This window comes from Enterobacter cloacae complex sp. ECL352 (assembly GCF_020149545.1).
In the GTDB taxonomy this organism is placed as follows: Bacteria; Pseudomonadota; Gammaproteobacteria; order Enterobacterales; family Enterobacteriaceae; genus Enterobacter; species Enterobacter asburiae_B.
In genome coordinates this window covers 996318-1013492 of the sequence record NZ_CP083709.1, presented here as the reverse complement: position 1 = coordinate 1013492, position 17175 = coordinate 996318, and the positions used below count along the sequence as shown (strand labels likewise).

The window sequence follows — 17175 nt, the reverse complement described above, 5'->3', positions numbered from 1 at the left end:
GGCCTTTTCTTTACAGGTGCATCAGCTGACGAAACTCTTTCACCTTGCTGCGGCTTACCGGCACCTGAAAATCCAGATCCTTCAGACGCAAAATGTAGGTGTTGTTAAACCACGGTTCGATCTCGCGGATCTTATTTAAATTCACGCAAAACGACCGGTGGCAGCGGAAAAAGTGGGCAGTCGGCAGCTTGCTGCAAAACTCGGTGATGTTCATCGCCATCACGTACGATTCCCGCCGCGTATAGACAAACGTCATCTTTTCGTGTGCTTCGGCGTAATAGATATCGTTAACCGGCGTCACGATGATGCGCTCGTCTTTGACCAGATTAATGGTGTCGTTTTCCCGTACAGTCGGGGTGGCGCTAGCGGGAGCGGTCTGCTGCTGCCATGCGGCCTCCAGCTTTTGCAGCATGCTGACAATCCGCGACTCCTGATAAGGCTTAAGAATATAGTCAAACGCCTCCAGCTCGAAGGCCTCTACGGCGTGCTCTTTCCAGGCGGTAACGAACACAATAAACGGCTTATGGGCAAACTGATTGATGTTTTGCGCCAGCAATACGCCATCCAGCGACGGGATATTGATATCCAGGAAAATCGCATCGACCCGGTTATGCTGCAAAAATTTCAGCACGTCCAGACCATCATCAAACGTACCCACAATCTCCATCTGGCTGTGGGTTTTGATAAGCCAGGTGAGCTCCTGCTGAGCCAGGAATTCATCTTCTACGATGATAACTTTCATGGGTTAATCCACCTGGGGCAACAGTGATGTCGTCGTATGCGCGCGCGAGCGCGCATTCGGGACGTAAAAAGCAATTTCGGTGCCCGGCTCAAGACGTTGAATATGCAGACCGTCGCCGTAAAGCAGCTTGACCCGGTGGTGCACGTTCAGCAGACCGATTTTATTCCCCGGCATCTCGTTAGACTCCACGCGCTCAATGACTTTTGGATCAATCCCGTGGCCGGTATCGCGCACGGCAATCCGCACCCGGTTGCCGCTTTCGGTGACGCTAATGGTGACGACGCCTTTGCCTTTACAGGGCTGAATACCGTGAACAATCGCGTTTTCGACCAGCGGCTGAATAAGCAGGCTCGGGATCACGCAGTTGACCTCTTCATCAATATCGTAAATGACCGTGAGCTTGTCGCCAAAGCGGGCCTGCTCAATCGCGATGTAGTCCTTGATCTGATACAGCTCTTTTTTGATGTCGATCTGCTCGTCATCTTTCAGCTCGATGTTGTAGCGCAGATAGCGCGACAGGTTAAAAATCAGCTGGCGCGCGGTGTCCGGATTAAGGCGAATGGACGAGGAGATAGCGTTCAGCGCGTTAAACAGGAAATGGGGATTGATTTTACTCTGCAGCGCGCGCAGTTCTGCCTTATTTGCCATCTCGCGCAGCTGTTCCGCCCGCGAAACCTCAAGCTGGGTGGAGATTATCTGCGACAGGCCGATGGCCATCTCCTGCAGCGTGGAGGTGATCTGATGCGCGTGGCAGTAATAAATTTTCAGCGTGCCCGTCACGACGCCTTTCTCCCACAGCGGGATGACCAGCATCGAGTGAATTTCCGGCGTTCGGTGGGCTTCATCATTGTTTTTAATAATGATTTTACCGTAGTTAATCGCCTGTCTGGTGGTCGGGCTTATGGTGTCATCGTTGTCGCGATAGTTGTGCTCCCCGACGCCAACGTAGGCCAGCACGTGGTCAATATTGGTGATGGCGACGGCGTCAGCGTGGATGTCATGGCGAATGATCTCGCAGACCTGACGCAACGATTCCGCGTTAACGTGGCGGAAGAGAGGCAGCGTTTTGTTGGCGATATCCAGCGCCAGCTTGGCCTGACGGGCGGCGCTGGCCTCTTTTTCCCCTTCAACGCTTTGCACCAGCAGCACGATAAAACCGATGCACACGCTGCCCAGGATCATCGGAATACCGATTTTCGAGACGATATCCAGCCCCAGCTCGGTGGTGGGAGCCCAGACGACGACCAGGATCATAGTCAGCGTTTCGCACACCATGCCTGCGACGATCCCGGCGCGCCAGCGCTGTTTTTTCGGGATTTTGCGGCTGATCCAGCCGGAAAGCACCCCGGCGATAATGCTGGTGATAAAGCACGGCACCGCCGTTACGCCACCGATATCAATCAGATAGCGGTGCGTCCCGGCAATCAGGCCGGTGATAACGCCCACCCACGGACCAAACAAAATTCCGCCGGACATGACGGCGATAATGCGCACGTTAACCAGCGAACCCTCTACCGGCACGCCGGACCAGGTGCTGAACAGGGCGAACAGCGAAAAGATGGCGGTAACGGCCAGCAGCTCTTTTGGCGAGTGGGCTGATTTGTGCAACAGCTCGCGAAACAGGCGAATGCGAATGAGGAAGAACAGGCAAATCAGCATTAATGCCGCACGGTCAAAAACCGCCAGCAGCATATTGAATATTTCGTGCACGAGTAGACCTGGGAAAACGGGAAAGAACCATGATAAAAAACCTGGCGCGTATTGACCAGCTATCCGTCAGGTTTATCAAATGAGGAAAAACCATAATTTTGAAAGGGGATTATCTGGTGATGACCGAGGCGTCCTGTTTTTTTCTGAACGGCGCATCGTCAGGTAACTGGTTTGATATCATCCTGTTAAATAACAGCTATCAGACAGCCGATCCCGAAACAGGGGCTTCCGCTTTTAGGCGCAGCGGGGTTCCGGTTTTTAGTCGAGCGCTTTTTTTTCATTTCCCTCTCGACAGCATGATTTTTTTCAGGTTATTTTCTAAACATGCCACATCAGTGGCAGCGTCGCTCGGACGGTCCGGGCGCTAACGTTAATCTGAGGAATCTATGGCTGAATTCAGTCCTGAACGCCGTTTTACGCGTATCGATCGTCTCCCCCCTTATGTTTTCAATATCACTGCTGAACTGAAAATGGCTGCGCGTCGGCGCGGCGAAGATATTATCGATTTCAGCATGGGTAACCCTGACGGCCCAACGCCACCGCATATCGTTGAAAAGCTCTGCACGGTTGCCCAGCGCCCGGATACGCACGGCTACTCGACCTCTCGCGGTATTCCCAGGTTACGTCGCGCGATCTCGCGCTGGTATCAGGATCGCTATCAGGTTGATATCGATCCGGAAAGCGAAGCGATTGTCACCATCGGCTCGAAAGAGGGGCTGGCACATCTGATGCTGGCCACGCTGGATCATGGCGACACGGTGCTGGTGCCTAATCCAAGCTACCCGATCCATATCTACGGCGCGGTGATTGCCGGGGCGCAGGTCCGTTCTGTGCCGCTGGTGGAAGGTGTCGATTTCTTTAACGAACTGGAACGTGCGATTCGCGAAAGCTATCCGAAACCTAAGATGATGATCCTCGGTTTCCCGTCGAACCCAACGGCGCAGTGCGTGGAGCTTGATTTCTTCGAGAAAGTTGTCGCGCTGGCCAAGCGTTATGACGTGCTGGTGGTTCACGATTTAGCCTATGCAGATATCGTCTATGACGGCTGGAAAGCCCCGTCGATTATGCAGGTCCCGGGCGCGCGTGATGTGGCGGTAGAGTTCTTCACCCTGTCGAAAAGCTACAACATGGCGGGCTGGCGTATTGGCTTTATGGTGGGTAACAAAACGCTGGTGAGTGCCCTGGCGCGCATTAAGAGTTATCACGACTACGGTACCTTCACGCCGCTGCAGGTCGCCGCTATCGCTGCCCTGGAAGGCGACCAGCAGTGCGTCCACGAGATTGCCGCCCAGTATAAGCGCCGCCGCGACGTGCTGGTAAAAGGGTTGCATGAAGCGGGCTGGATGGTGGAAATGCCGAAGGCGTCTATGTACGTCTGGGCAAAAATTCCGGAGCCCTATGCGGCGATGGGATCGCTGGAGTTTGCTAAAAAGCTGCTTCAGGATGCAAAGGTGTGTGTCTCGCCTGGCATTGGATTCGGTGATTATGGCGACACCCATGTGCGATTTGCCCTGATTGAAAACAGCGACCGTATTCGTCAGGCGGTGAGGGGCATCAAGAGTATGTTCCGGGCCGACGGTCTTCTGACCTCAAAGAGCGTCGCTGAACATCCCGCGTCGTCATGACATAAAAAAACAGGAGCCGATGGCTCCTGTTTTTTTGACTGCATGTTCTTCACTAGATCATCAGGGCAAAGGTTCCGGCCCAGACTAAAACAATCACCGAAATGCCCATAAAGAAATATTTCACGTTTCATCGCTCCGCGTATCTTGTGGTACGCATTTAAAAACAGAGTCCACCTGATTATAGAGAACTGAAATCCGGTCAAAACGGAAATAAGAATTTTCCCGTTATGCCGTTAACTCCAGCTCAGAATTCTGTGCTTTCCTGTTGCCAGACGGCGCTAATGTACGCTTAAAAATGAGGGGTGACAAGAGGGATTTTTTTAAATAATTTCCGTCACTTACGAGTGTCGTGGAACGGCGACAGTTTGATTTCACTTCGCAATAAATTCACTTTGGGCGACGCATTAAAAGATAGTTACTCAGCGGGAAGACAGGTGATTGAAAAGGTTAGTTTCTTAGCGAAACTAACCTTCATGAAGGGCTAAATATAGAGCGAGGCTTCGCCAAGAGGGCGGGTTTTGAAACGACGATGCATCCACAGATACTGCTCTGGCGCGCGCATGATTTCAGTTTCGATGACTTTATTGATAAACGCTGCCGCTTCGCACTCGTTTTCCGGATAGTTAGCCATTTCAGGGGAGATGTGCAGGCGGTAGCCTGACTTATCTGCTTTTCTCACCATCGTCACGGTCAGCATAGAGGCACCAGACAGACGCGAAATGACAAAGGTGCCGTTAGTCGTAGCAACGTCTTTCACCGCAAAGAAAGGCGCAAAGCTGCTGCCTTTACGTCCATAATCCTGATCGGGGGCAAACCAGACGGCCTCTCCTTTCTTGAGAGCACCGACCATACCGCGCAGGTTATTACGGCTGATCATCGCCTTATTGGAACGCATACGGCCTCGCGTCTGCACCCATTCCATAAGCGCACTGTTGTGCGGTCTGTAGGTTGCCATCATTGGCTGGCAAAGCCCCATCACGCGGCCGCCCAGCTCCAGCGACATAAAGTGAACGCCGACGACCATCACGCCGCGTTTTTGCATCTGCGCGCGTTTAAGGTTATCCAGGCCTTCCACGTCAAACCATTTGCGGACACGTTCATCTGGCCAAAACCATGCCATGCCGGTTTCAAGCAGCGCCATGCCGATAGACTTGAAGTTTTCAGCGATGAGTTTCTCACGCTCCTCTGCATTGTACTGCGGAAAACAAAGCTCAATATTTTTACGCGCGATGGATTCGCGACGTTTCAGGAAAACGCGGGAAGCGCTGCCCAGTTTTGACCCCAGCAAGCGCAGGACAGGGTACGGAAGTTGAACCAGCAACCAGAGTACGCCAAGGCCAAACCATGTAAACCAGTAACGCGGGTGTAAAAACGCACGTTGAAATTTGGATTGAGACAAAATAGTAGAACCTATGTGAAGCCTGTAAAGGTAGCGCAGAGTTTGCGATACGACGTGCCGATAAGACCGTTCTTCAAGGTGATGGTTGCAGGCTTTACCGAACTTTACGGCGGCGTTGCCTGGCCACTGCTGATTTGGGCGGGCGGCGTAATGTAGCACCGTTATACGATATGTGCTATTACTCGTTTTTGATTAAAAAAGCGGCGATCCGGGAGGTGTTTGATTTTACACTGTATAAACTCCAGAAGGGAGAGCAGTTCTCATGCCTGAGAGGAGAACTGAAGTCTTTGCGCAAAGAGGAGTGGGCCGACAAAAGAGCAGCAGTGTTTATTTTCGGACCCGCATCTACATTTTATTTTCCTTCGAATAATAAATAAGAATTTTCTTTGTGAAAATTCTTATTTATTATTCATGTTATCAATCAATTCGTCACTCTTCTTCATTCATTAACCTCTGTCATTTATCTGCTTGCAATAACCTGTTGCCGTTCCTTCATCTTTTTTTAATATCATGTTGTGATGCAAATCAAAACAAGATGGTTTTATTAGCATCTCTCTGGCTGCGATCCTTTTTACGGTGCAAATATTCGCTTTGTGTGAAAAAAGCAGTGTCTTTCCCTGAGCTGAACGGATAATCCGTAATAATATCTTAGTGGAAAATTCTTAAGAAATTTCTCATTGCGGATAAATGATCTGTGTATTTGATTTTGCATCGATCATTATTCTAATATTGCGCATCAAGAACGATACCGTGAAGTTGGCGTAGCAAAAACAAAGAGGGATGATGAGATGGCTGACAGTTTTCAGAATGAGGTGCCTAAGGCACGTATTAACCTGAAGCTTGACCTGCATACAGGCGGGGCAAGCAAGAAAATGGAATTACCGCTGAAATTACTGGTTGCGGGTGATTTCAGTAATGGGAAAGAGTCTGCTCAAATATCTGAGCGTGAGAAAGTTAACATCACGAAAAATAATTTCGACAGTGTTCTTTCTGAATACTCCCCAAAACTTAATCTAACCGTTAAAAATACGCTCTCTGATGATGGTGGTGAGGAAAATGTTCAGCTGACTTTCCAGAGCATGAAAGATTTCACGCCAGAGCAGGTGGCTGCTCAGATACCGCAGCTGAAGGCGATGCTGGCGATGCGCAACTTGCTTCGCGATCTGAAGGCCAATTTGCTGGATAACCAGACTTTCCGAAAAGAGCTGGAAAAAATCCTTCTGGACCAGTCCCTTAGTGCTGAACTGAGAAATGAACTATCCGCACTGGCATCAAGAAAATCGTAACCATCACGCTGTTTTAACGGATTAAACAAGGAATGCTCATGTCTGTACAAAATAATATTGCCGGTAGTGAAAGCGTGGTGCTGGAACGTCCTGCTGCGCGTGGGGTTTACGCCTCCCTGTTTGAGAAAATCAATCTGAATCCTGTCTCTGAGTTGAGCGCATTAGACCTCTGGCAAGATGCGCAGGCGATGTCAGATGCAACCGCTGATGAGCGTCTGACTGCAGGTATGCAAGTCTTTCTGGAATGTCTGACCAAAGCAGGCGCGAAGGTCGAAAAACTGGATAAAAGCCTTATCGATCATCACATCGCTGAGCTCGATTACCAGATCAGCCGCCAGCTGGACGCGGTTATGCACCATGACGAGTTTCAGGCGGTCGAAAGCCTCTGGCGTGGGGTGAAATCACTGATTGATAAAACAGATTTTCGCCAGAACGTGAAAATTGAGCTTCTGAGTATGTCCAAAGAAGACCTGCGGCAGGACTTTGAAGATACCCCGGAAATCATCCAGAGTGGTCTGTATAAACACACCTACATTGATGAATATGATACTCCAGGCGGCGAGCCGATTGCGGCACTGATTTCCGCTTACGAGTTTGATGCTTCAGCTCAGGATGTCGCTCTGCTTCGCAACATCTCTAAGGTATCCGCTGCTGCACATATGCCGTTTATCGGCTCAGCAGGCCCGAAATTCTTCCTTAAAGAGTCCATGGAAGACGTCGCGGCGATTAAAGATATTGGTAATTATTTTGACCGCGCAGAGTACATCAAGTGGAAATCGTTCCGCGATACTGATGACGCTCGCTACATCGGCCTGGTCATGCCGCGCGTATTGGGACGTTTACCGTATGGCCCGGACACCGTTCCGGTTCGCAGCTTCAACTATGTCGAAGAAGTCAAAGGTCCCGATCACGACAAATACCTGTGGACCAATGCATCGTTTGCCTTCGCGTCCAACATGGTGCGCAGCTTTATCAATAATGGCTGGTGTGTACAAATCCGTGGCCCGCAGGCTGGTGGTGCGGTTCAGGACCTGCCTATCCATCTGTACGATCTCGGTACCGGCAATCAGGTAAAAATCCCGAGCGAAGTGATGATTCCCGAAACCCGCGAATTCGAATTCGCGAATCTGGGCTTCATTCCTTTGTCCTACTACAAAAACCGCGACTACGCGTGCTTCTTCTCAGCCAACTCCACTCAGAAACCGGCGCTGTACGACACCGTTGATGCGACGGCGAACAGCCGCATCAACGCCCGTCTTCCGTACATCTTCCTGCTGTCACGTATCGCCCACTATCAGGGAATGATGACGCTTCAGCAACTGAGTCATCGGCTGAGTAGTCTGGACGAGCAAAAAGGAAAATACATCACGGTAAGCGAGCTTAAATCGGTAGTTTTTTCGACTATACAGTCATTTAACCAGACGATACCGGCTGAAGAACAACTCAGGCGCCTGTCACAGCATCCAGCAGGAGATGCGCTTCCTGAAGCAGAAAAGACTCAACTGGAGTTGCGTCTTAAACAGCTGGCAACGCGTTACGCTCAAATAAAACAGGATTCTTCTGCTCAGTGAATTCTGGCGGTAGACAGACGAATGTGCTGGAAAAAGCGGGAGGGTAAAGTGTCCCCTGCAGACATCACAAAATGTATGTAACTACTGGGGAAATAAGATTATTTGCAGAAGTGAAGAATTTTATGCCCGCATTTATGCCCGCAAAGGCAAATCATGATGCGTTTTTTAGTGGGGATAGATAACTGCGTTTCCAGTTCTGGTAGTCGGCATACATCCATCGTGATGTGCGACCAAGTTTGATTGGCTTGGGGAGTTTTCCGGCATTAATCTGCGAATAGAAGTACTTCGCCGTATAGCCAGCATCTTCGATCATGAACTTCATGTCAATAAGAGAGTCGTCTCGCAGTTCGCGCATGGGTTTCATCTCCGGTTTGGAAATCGAACCTGGAAGCCAGGCAAAAAGAACCCGGCACTATGGCCGGGAAAATGGGGGATAACGTGGCAGTGCTTTCGCACCCAATAGCCAGCTCATAACTGGCTATCAGTTGCGTCAGTCGTCTTCATCTTCCTCCCAGTCCTCGTCGTAATATGGCGAGGCGAGAAGCGGGTTGGTTGCTGATAGAACCTCTCCAGCGGCACCCTGGCGCTGAAGTCGACGAAGCGCTTCGTATAGCTCGAAAGCCTCGGTTCGCTCGTCACCGATATCGAGGGCGCATGCAACCTTGTGCGCCTCGGTGACCAGAGTTGATAGCTGGTTTCGGATGTCCTGAATGGTGCTCATAGTTCTCCTTACGCCGCACGCTGGGCGCGCAGCAATTTAATGTGCTCGCTCGTCTCCAGTTCGGCGCGTATCTGCGCCGCCTCACGGTGATCGAGGTGTTCGAAATCGTTATTAAAGCGGTCGATTGAAGCGGTGTTGATCCGGCCCTGTCGCCAGTAGCGGACTATCTGTGAAGTGCAGCTGTGGATGATGACGGGCCAACCGTGCTGGTCAGCGTAAATCTGACCTCGTTGAATGAGTGCAAACATCACGCACCTCGCTGCTTCTTCCTCAGTTCGATAACACCCTGGCACTCCGCGCACGTCTGGCAGCCTGGAACGGCAGCGCGCCGCGGCTCGGGAATTGGTTCGTCGCATTCTTCACAACGCTCAGCCGATACGACGTTTCGGTTGAGGCGGTGAGCTGAAAGGGCAGCGTTACGCTGAAGCTCTTCAATCTCTGCTGCGGTATCGATGATGTCCCTGGTCAATGCTCCCGGAACTGTCGGTTAATTCGGTTGAAGGTGAACGACAGCAATAAAAAAGGAGCTTTAAGCTCCTTGGTGATTAGTGCCTTCATGCGGCACGCTCCGCATTGTGTTTGAATGCCCACTTTCGGAAAGCTTTCTTCAGGTCGCCTTTTGTGTAAGGCATGCCGCGGCGAGGATTGTGTCGGGAGTTACGCGCACGCTTTTCAATCGCCCCACTGAACAGGCAACCGGTAGCGTCATCCATATTCATGAAGACACTTACGATATTCTTCATCCCATACTGAACGAGCACGACAGGCTTAATCTTCTCGGGGTGTTTCCACGCTTTTTTGTCACTGAACATCGCCATGCGCATATAAGTGCGAAAGTCATTCGATTTATCGCCGGCTTTCATTTTGCGGAGATACACCGCGCCTTTTCTGTATTTACTCATTGTTCGGCTCCAAACCGCCCGTTAAGGCGGCCAGTTTTGACGACGAACTCCAGGAGGCTAACTCCCAGAGCTTCAATTTTCTTGTGATGCTTGTTGATGATGGGAGGCACCGTTTCGTTCCAGTTTGGCTTTGGCTTCTTGCGCATGGCCTGCTGGATTTCCTCGGTGCAGCGGCGGCAGGCGGATCGGATGACGTTGTCTGTTTCTGGCGTCATGCGGCCTCCGTTTTCACAACATCGATGGCGCAGCCGGGTAGCAATTCAACCGCGGCGGTGGCGCACTGATTTCCCCAGTGATCCCAGCCCGGTGCCGCGCTGCGGCTAAACAGCTCAATGCGCGGCACATCGCCGTAAAGTAGCTCCAGTCGGTGGCGAACTTCCCACGGCTTTTCGCTGTGTGCTCCGAGCGGGCTGTAGACCACCTGTTTAATCCCGGCATGCTGTCGTTCAAGCCCGGCGCCGCGAGTGGCAATCAGCAAGTCTTCGGTGTTGGCTCGGGTGTGGTTGCCGCCATTCATGCGCGTCTCGGCGTTAAGAAGATCGAGGAAGTCGTAAAAGTCGGTTACTTCACCCTCAGCCAGTACCTTGTTGATGCGCAGCTCGGCGTTCTGATTCAGCTTCACCCAGGTAAATCCCTTCATCGTGCGAATGGTAAAGCCCCATGCTTCGGCCAGTTCGATAGCCTCCTGGTTATGCGTGCCGGTGTACCACATCGCCAGCACCGAGTTTTCGGCAGCAAGTTCCCAAACCGGCAGGCGCTTGATGTCAATCAGCTTCATGGTGGAGTAGTGATCGGCAGCGGCGCCGTTGCTGATGGTGTTGCCGTAAGACCAAGGGGGATCGACATACAGAAGTGAGTATTTCGCTGTCATGCCGCCTCCTGTCTTTCCCGATATTCCTCACCGAGCCGCTGCGCCTTTAATGGATTGCTGACCACTTCACCCCATGGCATTAGCCAGCCTTTACCAATGAAGGGAAGGCTCAGATTACCAACCCTGATATCGTCGTGAGCGTGAGTCATTAGTCACTCCTTGAAGCGCCGCCGAGGCCTTTGCGGTTGTCGTTGAGATATGGGTCGGCTGGCGTGTAATTGGATGGGGCAGGGGGTGAATCGTCGTTGGCTCTTTCTTGCTGGATGATTTGGTAAAGCTCTTTGCGATCTGCTAGCTCAGAGGGTGAAAGCTTCCGGTCAGGGATTGGCCGGAGAAGATATTTTCGATACTCGGGGGTAAATTTGTTCATTGGTTTCTCCTGGCCGGGAGATGCTTCAAAAGGGTATGTCGTCGTCAAAGTCCATTGGGGCATCTTGCTGTCCCTGCGCTTGCTGTGGGGTTCCCCATCCTCCTGGTTCACCACCATGTTGCGGTCGCTGTTGTTGCTGACGCTGTCCACTACTATGTTGCGGCTGGTTACCATTCTGCTGGCCAGCACTTGCTGGTGCACCACCACCCTGACGACCACCGAGCATTTGCATGGTGCCGCCGACGTTTACAACAACCTCTGTGGTGTACTTCTCCGTGCCTGCCTGATCTGTCCATTTGCGGGTGCGCAGCTGGCCCTCGATATAGACCTGAGAGCCTTTGCGCAGGTATTCTCCGGCCACTTCAGCCAACTTTCCGAACAGAACGACGCGGTGCCATTCCGTTTGCTCTTTAAGCTCGCCGGTGGCTTTATCTCGCCATGACTCCGAAGTTGCCAGCGTCACGCTACACACTGCGCCGCCGGACGGAAGATAACGGACCTCGGGGTCTTGCCCGAGGTTGCCTACGAGGATCACTTTGTTTACGCCTTTGCTAGCCATTTACGCCGCCTGTTTAAGTTCTTTGAGTCGAATGCCAGTAACGTCTTTGCATTTGTTCTGGTGCTCAGCAAAGCCGTTCAGTAATTTCCATGTGTCTTCATAGCGATGCTTAAGCCGATCGATATCGTTTTCAGAGCCAGCGTATGCCGAGAATTCGTCGAGGATTTTGTCCGCATCTACGGACTGTGGTGCCTGATCTCGCTGCTGGTGACCATCATGCGGTTGCTGGCCCTGCTCGATTGGTGTTCCTGAAGGCAATGCCCATCCCGGTAGAGCGGGCGCCTTCCAGTAGAAAACACCAACCTCTTTTGATTTGGCGTACTGGAACCCGGGCGCGCGCGTTGCTGAAACCACTGCGAACCCTTCTTCCAGGTTGTAGAGGTAACGACCGATCCCCCATTGCACGGCGGCGCGCTTCATGGCGCCAGAGCGACCACCTTTCACAGCTTCAACCTGTGTGTTTTCTGCCGCATCCCACTTGGTGATCCACTCGCCGTCAACCTTGATGGAAATGCCGCACTCAACGCCGCCATTGTTCGGAATATCGCGATATTCGTTACGCCAGCCAGCCTTGCCGCATACTTCATCCAGCCGCTTCATGATTGCGCGGTTGGTGACGTAGGCCAGCACCTTTGCCCAGATGCCGTTATTGTTTTTTCCCGCCTGCTGAATGCGCCATTCAATATCCTCGCTGGCAAATGGCGCATCTAATTCATCAAGGTTCATGTGTAATTCCCCGCAAATTCATCCCAGCTAATGACCGGGTTCTGCCGCTCGGCGGCCAGGTTAACTGGCTCGTCGTCGTTTTCTGGCTTTTCTGGTATCACGTCGCGCATAAGGCGAAGGAACGACTCTTCATCCCACCGTTCTGCTGCCGTCATGCTGCACGCTCCTGATGAGTGATGACGTAACCCTGCTCAGCCAGCCATTCGATGACTTCTGCGCCGTCGAGTTGGGGTAGTACGTCACGGGTTTTAACGGTACCGGCCAGCACAACGCCTTCCATCTCTACTTTGATAGTGTTGTGGGGGCCGACGGATGTGCGCATGTCTATGCACTCGCATGTAATATTCATGATTCACCTCAGTAATGAATTTTCGCGCAGGGGATCAGGTCATCTTTCAGAGCGGTAAGAACTTCGATAGCCTGTTCGCGGGTTAAGCTGGTATTGCTGGTTAGCGCGTTAACGATGTTGGTGCCGACCGTCTTGCGGTGCTTCACGTCAGCTTCACGTTTTGCCTGTTCGTCGGCGATGCGCTTCTGCTCAGCCAGACGGGCTTCTTCTGCCTGTTTTGCTTTCAGGCGTTCAGCTTCTACCGCCGCGGCTTTTTCGCGTTCCGCCCGGGCTTCTGCTTCCTGCTTCTCGCGTACCGCACGCTGTTCCGCTTCAATGCGCTAGCGCTCGGCTAGCTCAGCGCGGGCTTTCTCTTCGGCTTCACGGCGCGCTGCGGCTTCAATCTCTGCTTTGTGCTTCGCTTCGGCATCGCGGCGGGCTTGTTCTGCCGCTTCCTGCTTCAGTCGTTCGTCACGTTCACGCTGAGCCTGTTCCGCCAGGCGGCGCTGCTCTTCGCGGTCACGGTCAATATCCTTGTTCATCAGCAGAGCCATTTCGTGGTCCGCTTCAAACTTGGCCGCCAGCTCTTGATCGAACTTGATGTTCATTTCCAGCGCTTCGGCGTGCAGCGCGTTCATGGCTTCTTCAGCCTTAATGCGTTCCTGCTCGGCTTCCCATTCGGTGAGTGGGCGCCGTACTTCATCCTTCAGCGCGTCCAGCCGCTCACGCACAATGCGGCGGCTTTCGTCGATCTGCTTCGGCAGGGCTTTAAGCTCAGCAACCAGATCCTTGCCGGCGTTGTCGATGTAGGTTTTGGAACGGGCAACCTTATGCGCCATAGATGCGATAGCATCACGACCTTTCTTGGTGGATACATCCGGAACCAGGCTGCGAGCTTCTTTCTCAATTTTTTCAATGATTGGATCGAGCTGCTCTTTGGTGGTGAATACAGCCATTGCACTAGATTTTTCGATAACGACTAAATCCGTTACTTCACTCATGGTCTCTCCTGAAATTTGGTTGTGCGCTTCCCGTCTGCGATAGCCGGACGAGCAGGGGGGAATGGGTTTGAAATTAGTGCTGGATAGGGTTTCCGTGACCGTCCAGGAGGACGTCAATTACGCAGTCAGTGAGCCGGATAATCTCTGCATCCGTGTGCAGGTACACCCATTTGCGCTCCTGAATGACTGCTGAGACGCGATAAGTTCTGCCTTCGTGAAGTGCCATCATTCCAGGCGTCACGCACTGGCGAATCATTGGTGTCGTGCCGTAGTGTCCGATCATGATTTACCCTCCACCTGCTGCAATAAACCGGCGAAATCCATCTGCCAGCGGTTCATTGTGATTTTCTCGCGAGGTTTATCGACTGATGAGAGTTGCCACTCGTTGTCGTTGAGCTTTTTGGCGGTGTACTGCTTGCCGTTGTGGGTGACTGTCATCATTCGCCATGCTCCGTGCCACCAATGAAGCGCTCTGGCAATTCATCGAAAATATGCATGCTCAACACAGCCACCTTTCCGTCTCGTAACGGGAACGCATATTCCTTTTTCACAACGTAGAGGTGGTCAGCGGTAGCTCTCAGAACCATATCGGTAACATCTGTTTTCTTTCCAACCCAGCAGCTTTTGACTGGGTTAAGTCGTCCTTCGAAAATTGTTCCAGTTAGTGGACTGGCGCCAATCATCTTTACAGTGCTCATAAATCCTCTTAGCCTTATCGCGGCGAACGGAACGGTTAATACAAGACTTCAACGCATTTATTCAGTGTTTCAATGGGCGGTGGATTGCCGCCGGTTGTCATAAATGGGCAGACTCGAAAATCTGCCTATGTATGGCCGATAAAAAACCCGCCGGAGCGGGTTAGTTGATAGATGCGCCCTTGAGTACAAGGCGTTCTGAAATTTGATCAGCAAGGCCTGATGCCCTCTCTGTGCCACCAGAGTCCTCATCTTTAAACTCTGCTGGGTCGATTTCCTGCAATGCCTGGAAGATGATTTCGCTAATCTCATTAGCCTTATCTTTTTCAATCTCACTTGTTAATAAACTGCTTTTCATCGCCTTACCCTCTGTAGTTACCCGCTGATGCGGGAGAAATGCTTTGGTGGTGTGGTGGCTGGAGTCGAACCAGCTTCCATCGGTGCGCTGCCGATTGGGTTACGCGCGCCTTGCGGATTTCATCGCGAATTTTTTCCGCAAGCCTATTCCCTAGCTCGCCGTTGAGCTTCACCACACCCCAAAACATTCCACGGTGTGCCCCGGCATAATCCGGGGCTGAATGTTGGTTTTCAGTCGTCACTGTTACCTGTTACATAATTCCTCCGATGCGGTGTGCCGCGTCGAAAAGGGTGGCAGCGGCTAGCCAGGAACTTTCGAAATGCTTTGGTGATTGGATGGCCGGCGCTGAACTACTCCCGGCATTGATGATTTCTCGCTAGGTAAACCTGCCTCTCACCACTTTGCGAACCGTGCCCAGGCAGCTTGAGCATCATCATCTTGACGTCTCAGCGCATCAGCCTGCGCATTCATCCAATCCCAAAACATTCCCTCTAATGGTCAGCGCCAACTCCCTGCCAGTGTTGCCCGTTCTCACGCCGTTCTCGCTCTCGCGCGGGGATACTCTCTCACCGACCGGATCGCACCCGGTGATACAGCACGTTTACGTGTAGGGGTCTTAACAGGTCATTGACGCTGTAAATCTGCATGTTGTTAAAAAGCAGGCGACTTGCTGTCCGCCGCTGGCTAACTTCGCTCAGCTGTCGATGTTTCGTTTCGATGGGGTAATTAAACATCATGTGGATTTATAGGTCAACACCTTGTGGATTTAATTTGTTGATTTAATCGTTTCTTGTTGATTTTTATGTTGATTTATTTTTTGGTGGCATAAGTGATATGCTGCAAAAAACATCAAAAAGGGATTGGGTAATGGACTTGGATGAAGAAAGGGTGAAAATGATGGCCCATGCCGCTGGGCGCGCGGTGATGGAGTTATCGCTGGCGGATCTGCCTGTGACTCAGCAAGCCATCATCGACAAGCTGGAGCAGTACCGAAAGGAGACCGGTAATGTGATCGGGAAAGGTATTAACAGAGATGCAGCTGAGATCGTAAGGAAGGGCAGGAAAGCGTTAAAGTGAAGCAACCCGACCTTAAGGCCGGGCGTTGAAAGTGATGGTTGTTAATCAGCCCATCCTGATTTTGTATTAATCGCTGATTCGGCCATAGTGTATTTCTGGACCTTGTCATCTTTGAAGAGAATGGTCAGCTCTTTCTTGGTGCCATTCGTTCCGTTATGGAAAAGCCCATAGAACGGTATGAAAGTAGTGCCGTTAACTTTAACTTTGGCGAAGGCATACTTCCAAATCTCATTGCCGCCATCAGTGTATGACACGGCATCAGGTGATCCAAAGTAGGATTTAACTTCTGCCTTGGTGGTTTTTCCTTCCTGAATTTTTGTCTGAACACTGGTTTCAGTTTCGTTTTTCAGTTGCTGATTTCCAGAAGAGGCGCACCCAACAAGGCCGGTGGCAATAATCACTGCAAGAGCTATTTTTTTCATGTTTCATTTCCATTGATTGCAATCAGAAACATCTTAACATCACATGTAGTTGAGTGAAATATGATTGCTTTTTGTTATCTTCTGTATCGCAAAACAGAATACCAAAATACAAACCCGATTATCTCCACATCGGACTCTTCAGCCTCTTCATCGTCATAATCGCGATTGATGCTTCGTATTAATAGCTTCCCACCAGGCTTTCGATAAAGCTGCTTTATGCGCTTTAAATCGCCCTGGTTAATAGCATAGAGTTCGCCATCAATAATCCGCTTGTTGCCTGTATCGACTGCTACCGTTGCGCCGTCAGGAATAACGGGCTCCATGCTGTCACCAGAAGCGGGAAAGCAAAGCACTCCAGAACCATCACTATTTGCACCCACCCTTCTGAGCGTTGCCTTAGAGAATCTCAGCTTAAATCCATTGTGGTCTTCGCACTGAACTCGACCATCACCACACGCAAATTCAATATCCTTAAGAAATGGCACTTCAACCTCATCAACAGGAAGCGGGGTGTCTTTATCCCATGCATCAACAACTCCCCACTCAGACTCCGGCGGGATGTTGCTCTCCAGATCCTTCTTTGGAGAACCCTCTCCATTTAATAACCAGTCAAGAGAATAACCGAATTTTTCAGATATTTGTTGCGCCGCCTCACGACTTAACGCGTCTCTTTTTATCCAGTTGTTGACGGTCTGTGGGCTGGTCGACAAAGCCTCAGCCAAATCCCGCTGCTTCAAGCCTTCCCTTGCCAGTAAAAATTTAATTCTTTCAGAAATGCTACTCATAAAACCCTCCGCTCCATGCATGGTAAA

29 protein-coding genes and 2 pseudogenes are annotated in these 17175 nt (G+C 51.3%); 7 read left to right on the top strand and 24 right to left on the bottom strand.

The features are described from left to right. Positions 1-10 precede the first annotated feature (10 nt). Together LBF07_RS04875 and LBF07_RS04870 are read right to left on the bottom strand one after the other, a co-directional pair. Positions 11-742, bottom strand: a complete 732-nt coding sequence (locus LBF07_RS04875; protein ID WP_048977832.1) for a LytTR family DNA-binding domain-containing protein — start codon at positions 740-742, stop codon at positions 11-13. A 3-nt stretch (positions 743-745) separates the two neighbouring features. After that, a complete protein-coding gene (locus LBF07_RS04870) occupies positions 746-2452 on the bottom strand; it encodes a sensor histidine kinase (RefSeq protein ID WP_094935816.1) in 1707 nt (568 codons plus the stop codon). 116 nt (positions 2453-2568) lie between these two features. Between LBF07_RS04870 and LBF07_RS04865 the strand changes: the two genes are divergently transcribed. Beyond that, complete coding sequence (locus LBF07_RS04865; protein WP_126327530.1) at positions 2569-2820, top strand: hypothetical protein; 252 nt, start codon at positions 2569-2571, stop codon at positions 2818-2820. Positions 2821-2838: 18 nt separating this feature from the next. Continuing rightward, the gene (gene alaC, locus LBF07_RS04860; protein ID WP_023308710.1) at positions 2839-4077 is read left to right on the top strand and encodes an alanine transaminase; all 1239 of its coding nucleotides are present in this window, start codon (positions 2839-2841) and stop codon (positions 4075-4077) included. Positions 4078-4129: 52 nt separating this feature from the next. On the opposite strand, the gene ypdK is transcribed toward alaC, so the two are convergent. After that, positions 4130-4201 (bottom strand): membrane protein YpdK, encoded by a 72-nt coding sequence (gene ypdK / locus LBF07_RS04855; RefSeq protein ID WP_099458937.1) that lies wholly within the window; start codon positions 4199-4201, stop codon positions 4130-4132. 357 nt (positions 4202-4558) lie between these two features. Next, positions 4559-5479 carry a kdo(2)-lipid IV(A) palmitoleoyltransferase gene (gene lpxP / locus LBF07_RS04850; protein WP_024907634.1) on the bottom strand — a complete coding sequence of 307 codons (921 nt, stop codon included), beginning with the start codon at positions 5477-5479 and terminating at the stop codon, positions 4559-4561. 12 nt (positions 5480-5491) lie between these two features. Between lpxP and LBF07_RS04845 the strand changes: the two genes are divergently transcribed. The 4 genes and pseudogenes from LBF07_RS04845 to LBF07_RS24605 all read left to right on the top strand — a co-directional run bounded on the left by LBF07_RS04845 (position 5492) and on the right by LBF07_RS24605 (position 8333). Further along, the gene (locus tag LBF07_RS04845) at positions 5492-5632 is read left to right on the top strand and encodes a hypothetical protein (RefSeq protein WP_162531704.1); all 141 of its coding nucleotides are present in this window, start codon (positions 5492-5494) and stop codon (positions 5630-5632) included. A gap of 632 nt (positions 5633-6264) precedes the next feature. Continuing rightward, positions 6265-6762 carry a type VI secretion system contractile sheath small subunit gene (gene tssB / locus LBF07_RS04840; protein ID WP_094935815.1) on the top strand — a complete coding sequence of 166 codons (498 nt, stop codon included), beginning with the start codon at positions 6265-6267 and terminating at the stop codon, positions 6760-6762. A gap of 32 nt (positions 6763-6794) precedes the next feature. Next, positions 6795-8061 (top strand): annotated as a pseudogene (gene tssC, locus LBF07_RS04835) (type VI secretion system contractile sheath large subunit); the annotation flags it as partial. Between the two features lie 2 nt (positions 8062-8063). Then, complete coding sequence (locus LBF07_RS24605; RefSeq protein ID WP_176686757.1) at positions 8064-8333, top strand: VasL domain-containing protein; 270 nt, start codon at positions 8064-8066, stop codon at positions 8331-8333. Positions 8334-8484: 151 nt separating this feature from the next. Here LBF07_RS24605 and LBF07_RS04830 read toward each other — a convergent pair whose 3' ends face one another. The 18 genes and pseudogenes from LBF07_RS04830 to LBF07_RS04745 all read right to left on the bottom strand — a co-directional run bounded on the left by LBF07_RS04830 (position 8485) and on the right by LBF07_RS04745 (position 14864). Then, positions 8485-8688, bottom strand: a complete 204-nt coding sequence (locus tag LBF07_RS04830; protein WP_094935813.1) for an AlpA family transcriptional regulator — start codon at positions 8686-8688, stop codon at positions 8485-8487. A 135-nt stretch (positions 8689-8823) separates the two neighbouring features. After that, the gene (locus LBF07_RS04825) at positions 8824-9054 is read right to left on the bottom strand and encodes a hypothetical protein (protein ID WP_094058358.1); all 231 of its coding nucleotides are present in this window, start codon (positions 9052-9054) and stop codon (positions 8824-8826) included. Between the two features lie 8 nt (positions 9055-9062). Further along, positions 9063-9302 carry a DUF4222 domain-containing protein gene (locus LBF07_RS04820; RefSeq protein ID WP_206461930.1) on the bottom strand — a complete coding sequence of 80 codons (240 nt, stop codon included), beginning with the start codon at positions 9300-9302 and terminating at the stop codon, positions 9063-9065. Next, positions 9302-9523 (bottom strand): TraR/DksA family transcriptional regulator, encoded by a 222-nt coding sequence (locus tag LBF07_RS04815; RefSeq protein WP_206461931.1) that lies wholly within the window; start codon positions 9521-9523, stop codon positions 9302-9304. Before LBF07_RS04815 ends, LBF07_RS04820 begins: the two co-directional genes overlap by 1 nt. Before the next feature lie 85 nt (positions 9524-9608). After that, positions 9609-9956, bottom strand: coding sequence for a hypothetical protein (locus LBF07_RS04810; protein WP_172421305.1), 348 nt, complete (start codon positions 9954-9956; stop codon positions 9609-9611). Continuing rightward, positions 9953-10171, bottom strand: a complete 219-nt coding sequence (locus LBF07_RS04805; RefSeq protein ID WP_224435129.1) for a hypothetical protein — start codon at positions 10169-10171, stop codon at positions 9953-9955. Before LBF07_RS04805 ends, LBF07_RS04810 begins: the two co-directional genes overlap by 4 nt. Further along, complete coding sequence (locus tag LBF07_RS04800) at positions 10168-10827, bottom strand: MT-A70 family methyltransferase (protein WP_129719535.1); 660 nt, start codon at positions 10825-10827, stop codon at positions 10168-10170. The genes LBF07_RS04805 and LBF07_RS04800 overlap by 4 nt, the downstream gene beginning before the upstream one ends. Further along, positions 10824-10976, bottom strand: coding sequence for a DUF1317 family protein (locus LBF07_RS04795; RefSeq protein WP_129719539.1), 153 nt, complete (start codon positions 10974-10976; stop codon positions 10824-10826). The genes LBF07_RS04800 and LBF07_RS04795 overlap by 4 nt, the downstream gene beginning before the upstream one ends. Continuing rightward, a complete protein-coding gene (locus LBF07_RS04790) occupies positions 10976-11197 on the bottom strand; it encodes a hypothetical protein (RefSeq protein WP_094934657.1) in 222 nt (73 codons plus the stop codon). The genes LBF07_RS04795 and LBF07_RS04790 overlap by 1 nt, the downstream gene beginning before the upstream one ends. A gap of 25 nt (positions 11198-11222) precedes the next feature. Continuing rightward, positions 11223-11756 carry a single-stranded DNA-binding protein gene (locus LBF07_RS04785; RefSeq protein ID WP_224435061.1) on the bottom strand — a complete coding sequence of 178 codons (534 nt, stop codon included), beginning with the start codon at positions 11754-11756 and terminating at the stop codon, positions 11223-11225. Beyond that, positions 11757-12482 carry a Rad52/Rad22 family DNA repair protein gene (locus LBF07_RS04780; RefSeq protein WP_224435062.1) on the bottom strand — a complete coding sequence of 242 codons (726 nt, stop codon included), beginning with the start codon at positions 12480-12482 and terminating at the stop codon, positions 11757-11759. Then, on the bottom strand, positions 12479-12637 hold the full coding sequence (locus LBF07_RS04775; RefSeq protein ID WP_159427221.1) for a hypothetical protein: 159 nt from the start codon (positions 12635-12637) through the stop codon (positions 12479-12481). Before LBF07_RS04775 ends, LBF07_RS04780 begins: the two co-directional genes overlap by 4 nt. Next, positions 12634-12831 (bottom strand): thioredoxin reductase, encoded by a 198-nt coding sequence (locus LBF07_RS04770; protein WP_224435063.1) that lies wholly within the window; start codon positions 12829-12831, stop codon positions 12634-12636. Before LBF07_RS04770 ends, LBF07_RS04775 begins: the two co-directional genes overlap by 4 nt. A gap of 8 nt (positions 12832-12839) precedes the next feature. Further along, positions 12840-13811 (bottom strand): annotated as a pseudogene (locus LBF07_RS04765) (hypothetical protein). Positions 13812-13884: 73 nt separating this feature from the next. Then, complete coding sequence (locus tag LBF07_RS04760; protein ID WP_058676785.1) at positions 13885-14094, bottom strand: cell division protein FtsZ; 210 nt, start codon at positions 14092-14094, stop codon at positions 13885-13887. Then, positions 14091-14252, bottom strand: a complete 162-nt coding sequence (locus tag LBF07_RS04755; protein ID WP_206461960.1) for a hypothetical protein — start codon at positions 14250-14252, stop codon at positions 14091-14093. The genes LBF07_RS04760 and LBF07_RS04755 overlap by 4 nt, the downstream gene beginning before the upstream one ends. Continuing rightward, positions 14249-14509, bottom strand: a complete 261-nt coding sequence (locus LBF07_RS04750; protein WP_047357432.1) for a hypothetical protein — start codon at positions 14507-14509, stop codon at positions 14249-14251. The genes LBF07_RS04755 and LBF07_RS04750 overlap by 4 nt, the downstream gene beginning before the upstream one ends. Positions 14510-14669: 160 nt before the next feature. Continuing rightward, on the bottom strand, positions 14670-14864 hold the full coding sequence (locus LBF07_RS04745) for a hypothetical protein (RefSeq protein ID WP_224435065.1): 195 nt from the start codon (positions 14862-14864) through the stop codon (positions 14670-14672). Positions 14865-15731: 867 nt separating this feature from the next. On the opposite strand from LBF07_RS04745, the gene LBF07_RS04740 reads away from it, so the two are divergent. Beyond that, on the top strand, positions 15732-15941 hold the full coding sequence (locus LBF07_RS04740; RefSeq protein WP_094934292.1) for a hypothetical protein: 210 nt from the start codon (positions 15732-15734) through the stop codon (positions 15939-15941). A gap of 41 nt (positions 15942-15982) precedes the next feature. Here LBF07_RS04740 and LBF07_RS04735 read toward each other — a convergent pair whose 3' ends face one another. After that, positions 15983-16363: a hypothetical protein gene (locus LBF07_RS04735; RefSeq protein WP_032634788.1), complete on the bottom strand. Its 381-nt coding sequence runs from the start codon at positions 16361-16363 to the stop codon at positions 15983-15985. A 74-nt stretch (positions 16364-16437) separates the two neighbouring features. Continuing rightward, positions 16438-17148 (bottom strand): helix-turn-helix transcriptional regulator, encoded by a 711-nt coding sequence (locus LBF07_RS04730; RefSeq protein WP_032671516.1) that lies wholly within the window; start codon positions 17146-17148, stop codon positions 16438-16440. Positions 17149-17175: the final 27 nt, after the last annotated feature.

Coding starts and splice junctions, on each gene's coding strand:
- LBF07_RS04875 (WP_048977832.1), bottom strand. CDS start 742: ATGAAAGTTATCATCGTAGAAGATGAATTCCTGGCTCAGCAGGAGCTC.
- alaC (WP_023308710.1), top strand. CDS start 2,839: ATGGCTGAATTCAGTCCTGAACGCCGTTTTACGCGTATCGATCGTCTC.
- tssB (WP_094935815.1), top strand. CDS start 6,265: ATGGCTGACAGTTTTCAGAATGAGGTGCCTAAGGCACGTATTAACCTG.
- LBF07_RS24605 (WP_176686757.1), top strand. CDS start 8,064: ATGATGACGCTTCAGCAACTGAGTCATCGGCTGAGTAGTCTGGACGAG.
- LBF07_RS04830 (WP_094935813.1), bottom strand. CDS start 8,688: ATGCGCGAACTGCGAGACGACTCTCTTATTGACATGAAGTTCATGATC.
- LBF07_RS04825 (WP_094058358.1), bottom strand. CDS start 9,054: ATGAGCACCATTCAGGACATCCGAAACCAGCTATCAACTCTGGTCACC.
- LBF07_RS04820 (WP_206461930.1), bottom strand. CDS start 9,302: ATGTTTGCACTCATTCAACGAGGTCAGATTTACGCTGACCAGCACGGT.
- LBF07_RS04810 (WP_172421305.1), bottom strand. CDS start 9,956: ATGAGTAAATACAGAAAAGGCGCGGTGTATCTCCGCAAAATGAAAGCC.
- LBF07_RS04805 (WP_224435129.1), bottom strand. CDS start 10,171: ATGACGCCAGAAACAGACAACGTCATCCGATCCGCCTGCCGCCGCTGC.
- LBF07_RS04800 (WP_129719535.1), bottom strand. CDS start 10,827: ATGACAGCGAAATACTCACTTCTGTATGTCGATCCCCCTTGGTCTTAC.
- LBF07_RS04795 (WP_129719539.1), bottom strand. CDS start 10,976: ATGACTCACGCTCACGACGATATCAGGGTTGGTAATCTGAGCCTTCCC.
- LBF07_RS04790 (WP_094934657.1), bottom strand. CDS start 11,197: ATGAACAAATTTACCCCCGAGTATCGAAAATATCTTCTCCGGCCAATC.
- LBF07_RS04785 (WP_224435061.1), bottom strand. CDS start 11,756: ATGGCTAGCAAAGGCGTAAACAAAGTGATCCTCGTAGGCAACCTCGGG.
- LBF07_RS04780 (WP_224435062.1), bottom strand. CDS start 12,482: ATGAACCTTGATGAATTAGATGCGCCATTTGCCAGCGAGGATATTGAA.
- LBF07_RS04775 (WP_159427221.1), bottom strand. CDS start 12,637: ATGACGGCAGCAGAACGGTGGGATGAAGAGTCGTTCCTTCGCCTTATG.
- LBF07_RS04770 (WP_224435063.1), bottom strand. CDS start 12,831: ATGAATATTACATGCGAGTGCATAGACATGCGCACATCCGTCGGCCCC.
- LBF07_RS04760 (WP_058676785.1), bottom strand. CDS start 14,094: ATGATCGGACACTACGGCACGACACCAATGATTCGCCAGTGCGTGACG.
- LBF07_RS04755 (WP_206461960.1), bottom strand. CDS start 14,252: ATGATGACAGTCACCCACAACGGCAAGCAGTACACCGCCAAAAAGCTC.
- LBF07_RS04750 (WP_047357432.1), bottom strand. CDS start 14,509: ATGAGCACTGTAAAGATGATTGGCGCCAGTCCACTAACTGGAACAATT.
- LBF07_RS04745 (WP_224435065.1), bottom strand. CDS start 14,864: ATGAAAAGCAGTTTATTAACAAGTGAGATTGAAAAAGATAAGGCTAAT.
- LBF07_RS04740 (WP_094934292.1), top strand. CDS start 15,732: ATGGACTTGGATGAAGAAAGGGTGAAAATGATGGCCCATGCCGCTGGG.
- LBF07_RS04735 (WP_032634788.1), bottom strand. CDS start 16,363: ATGAAAAAAATAGCTCTTGCAGTGATTATTGCCACCGGCCTTGTTGGG.
- LBF07_RS04730 (WP_032671516.1), bottom strand. CDS start 17,148: ATGAGTAGCATTTCTGAAAGAATTAAATTTTTACTGGCAAGGGAAGGC.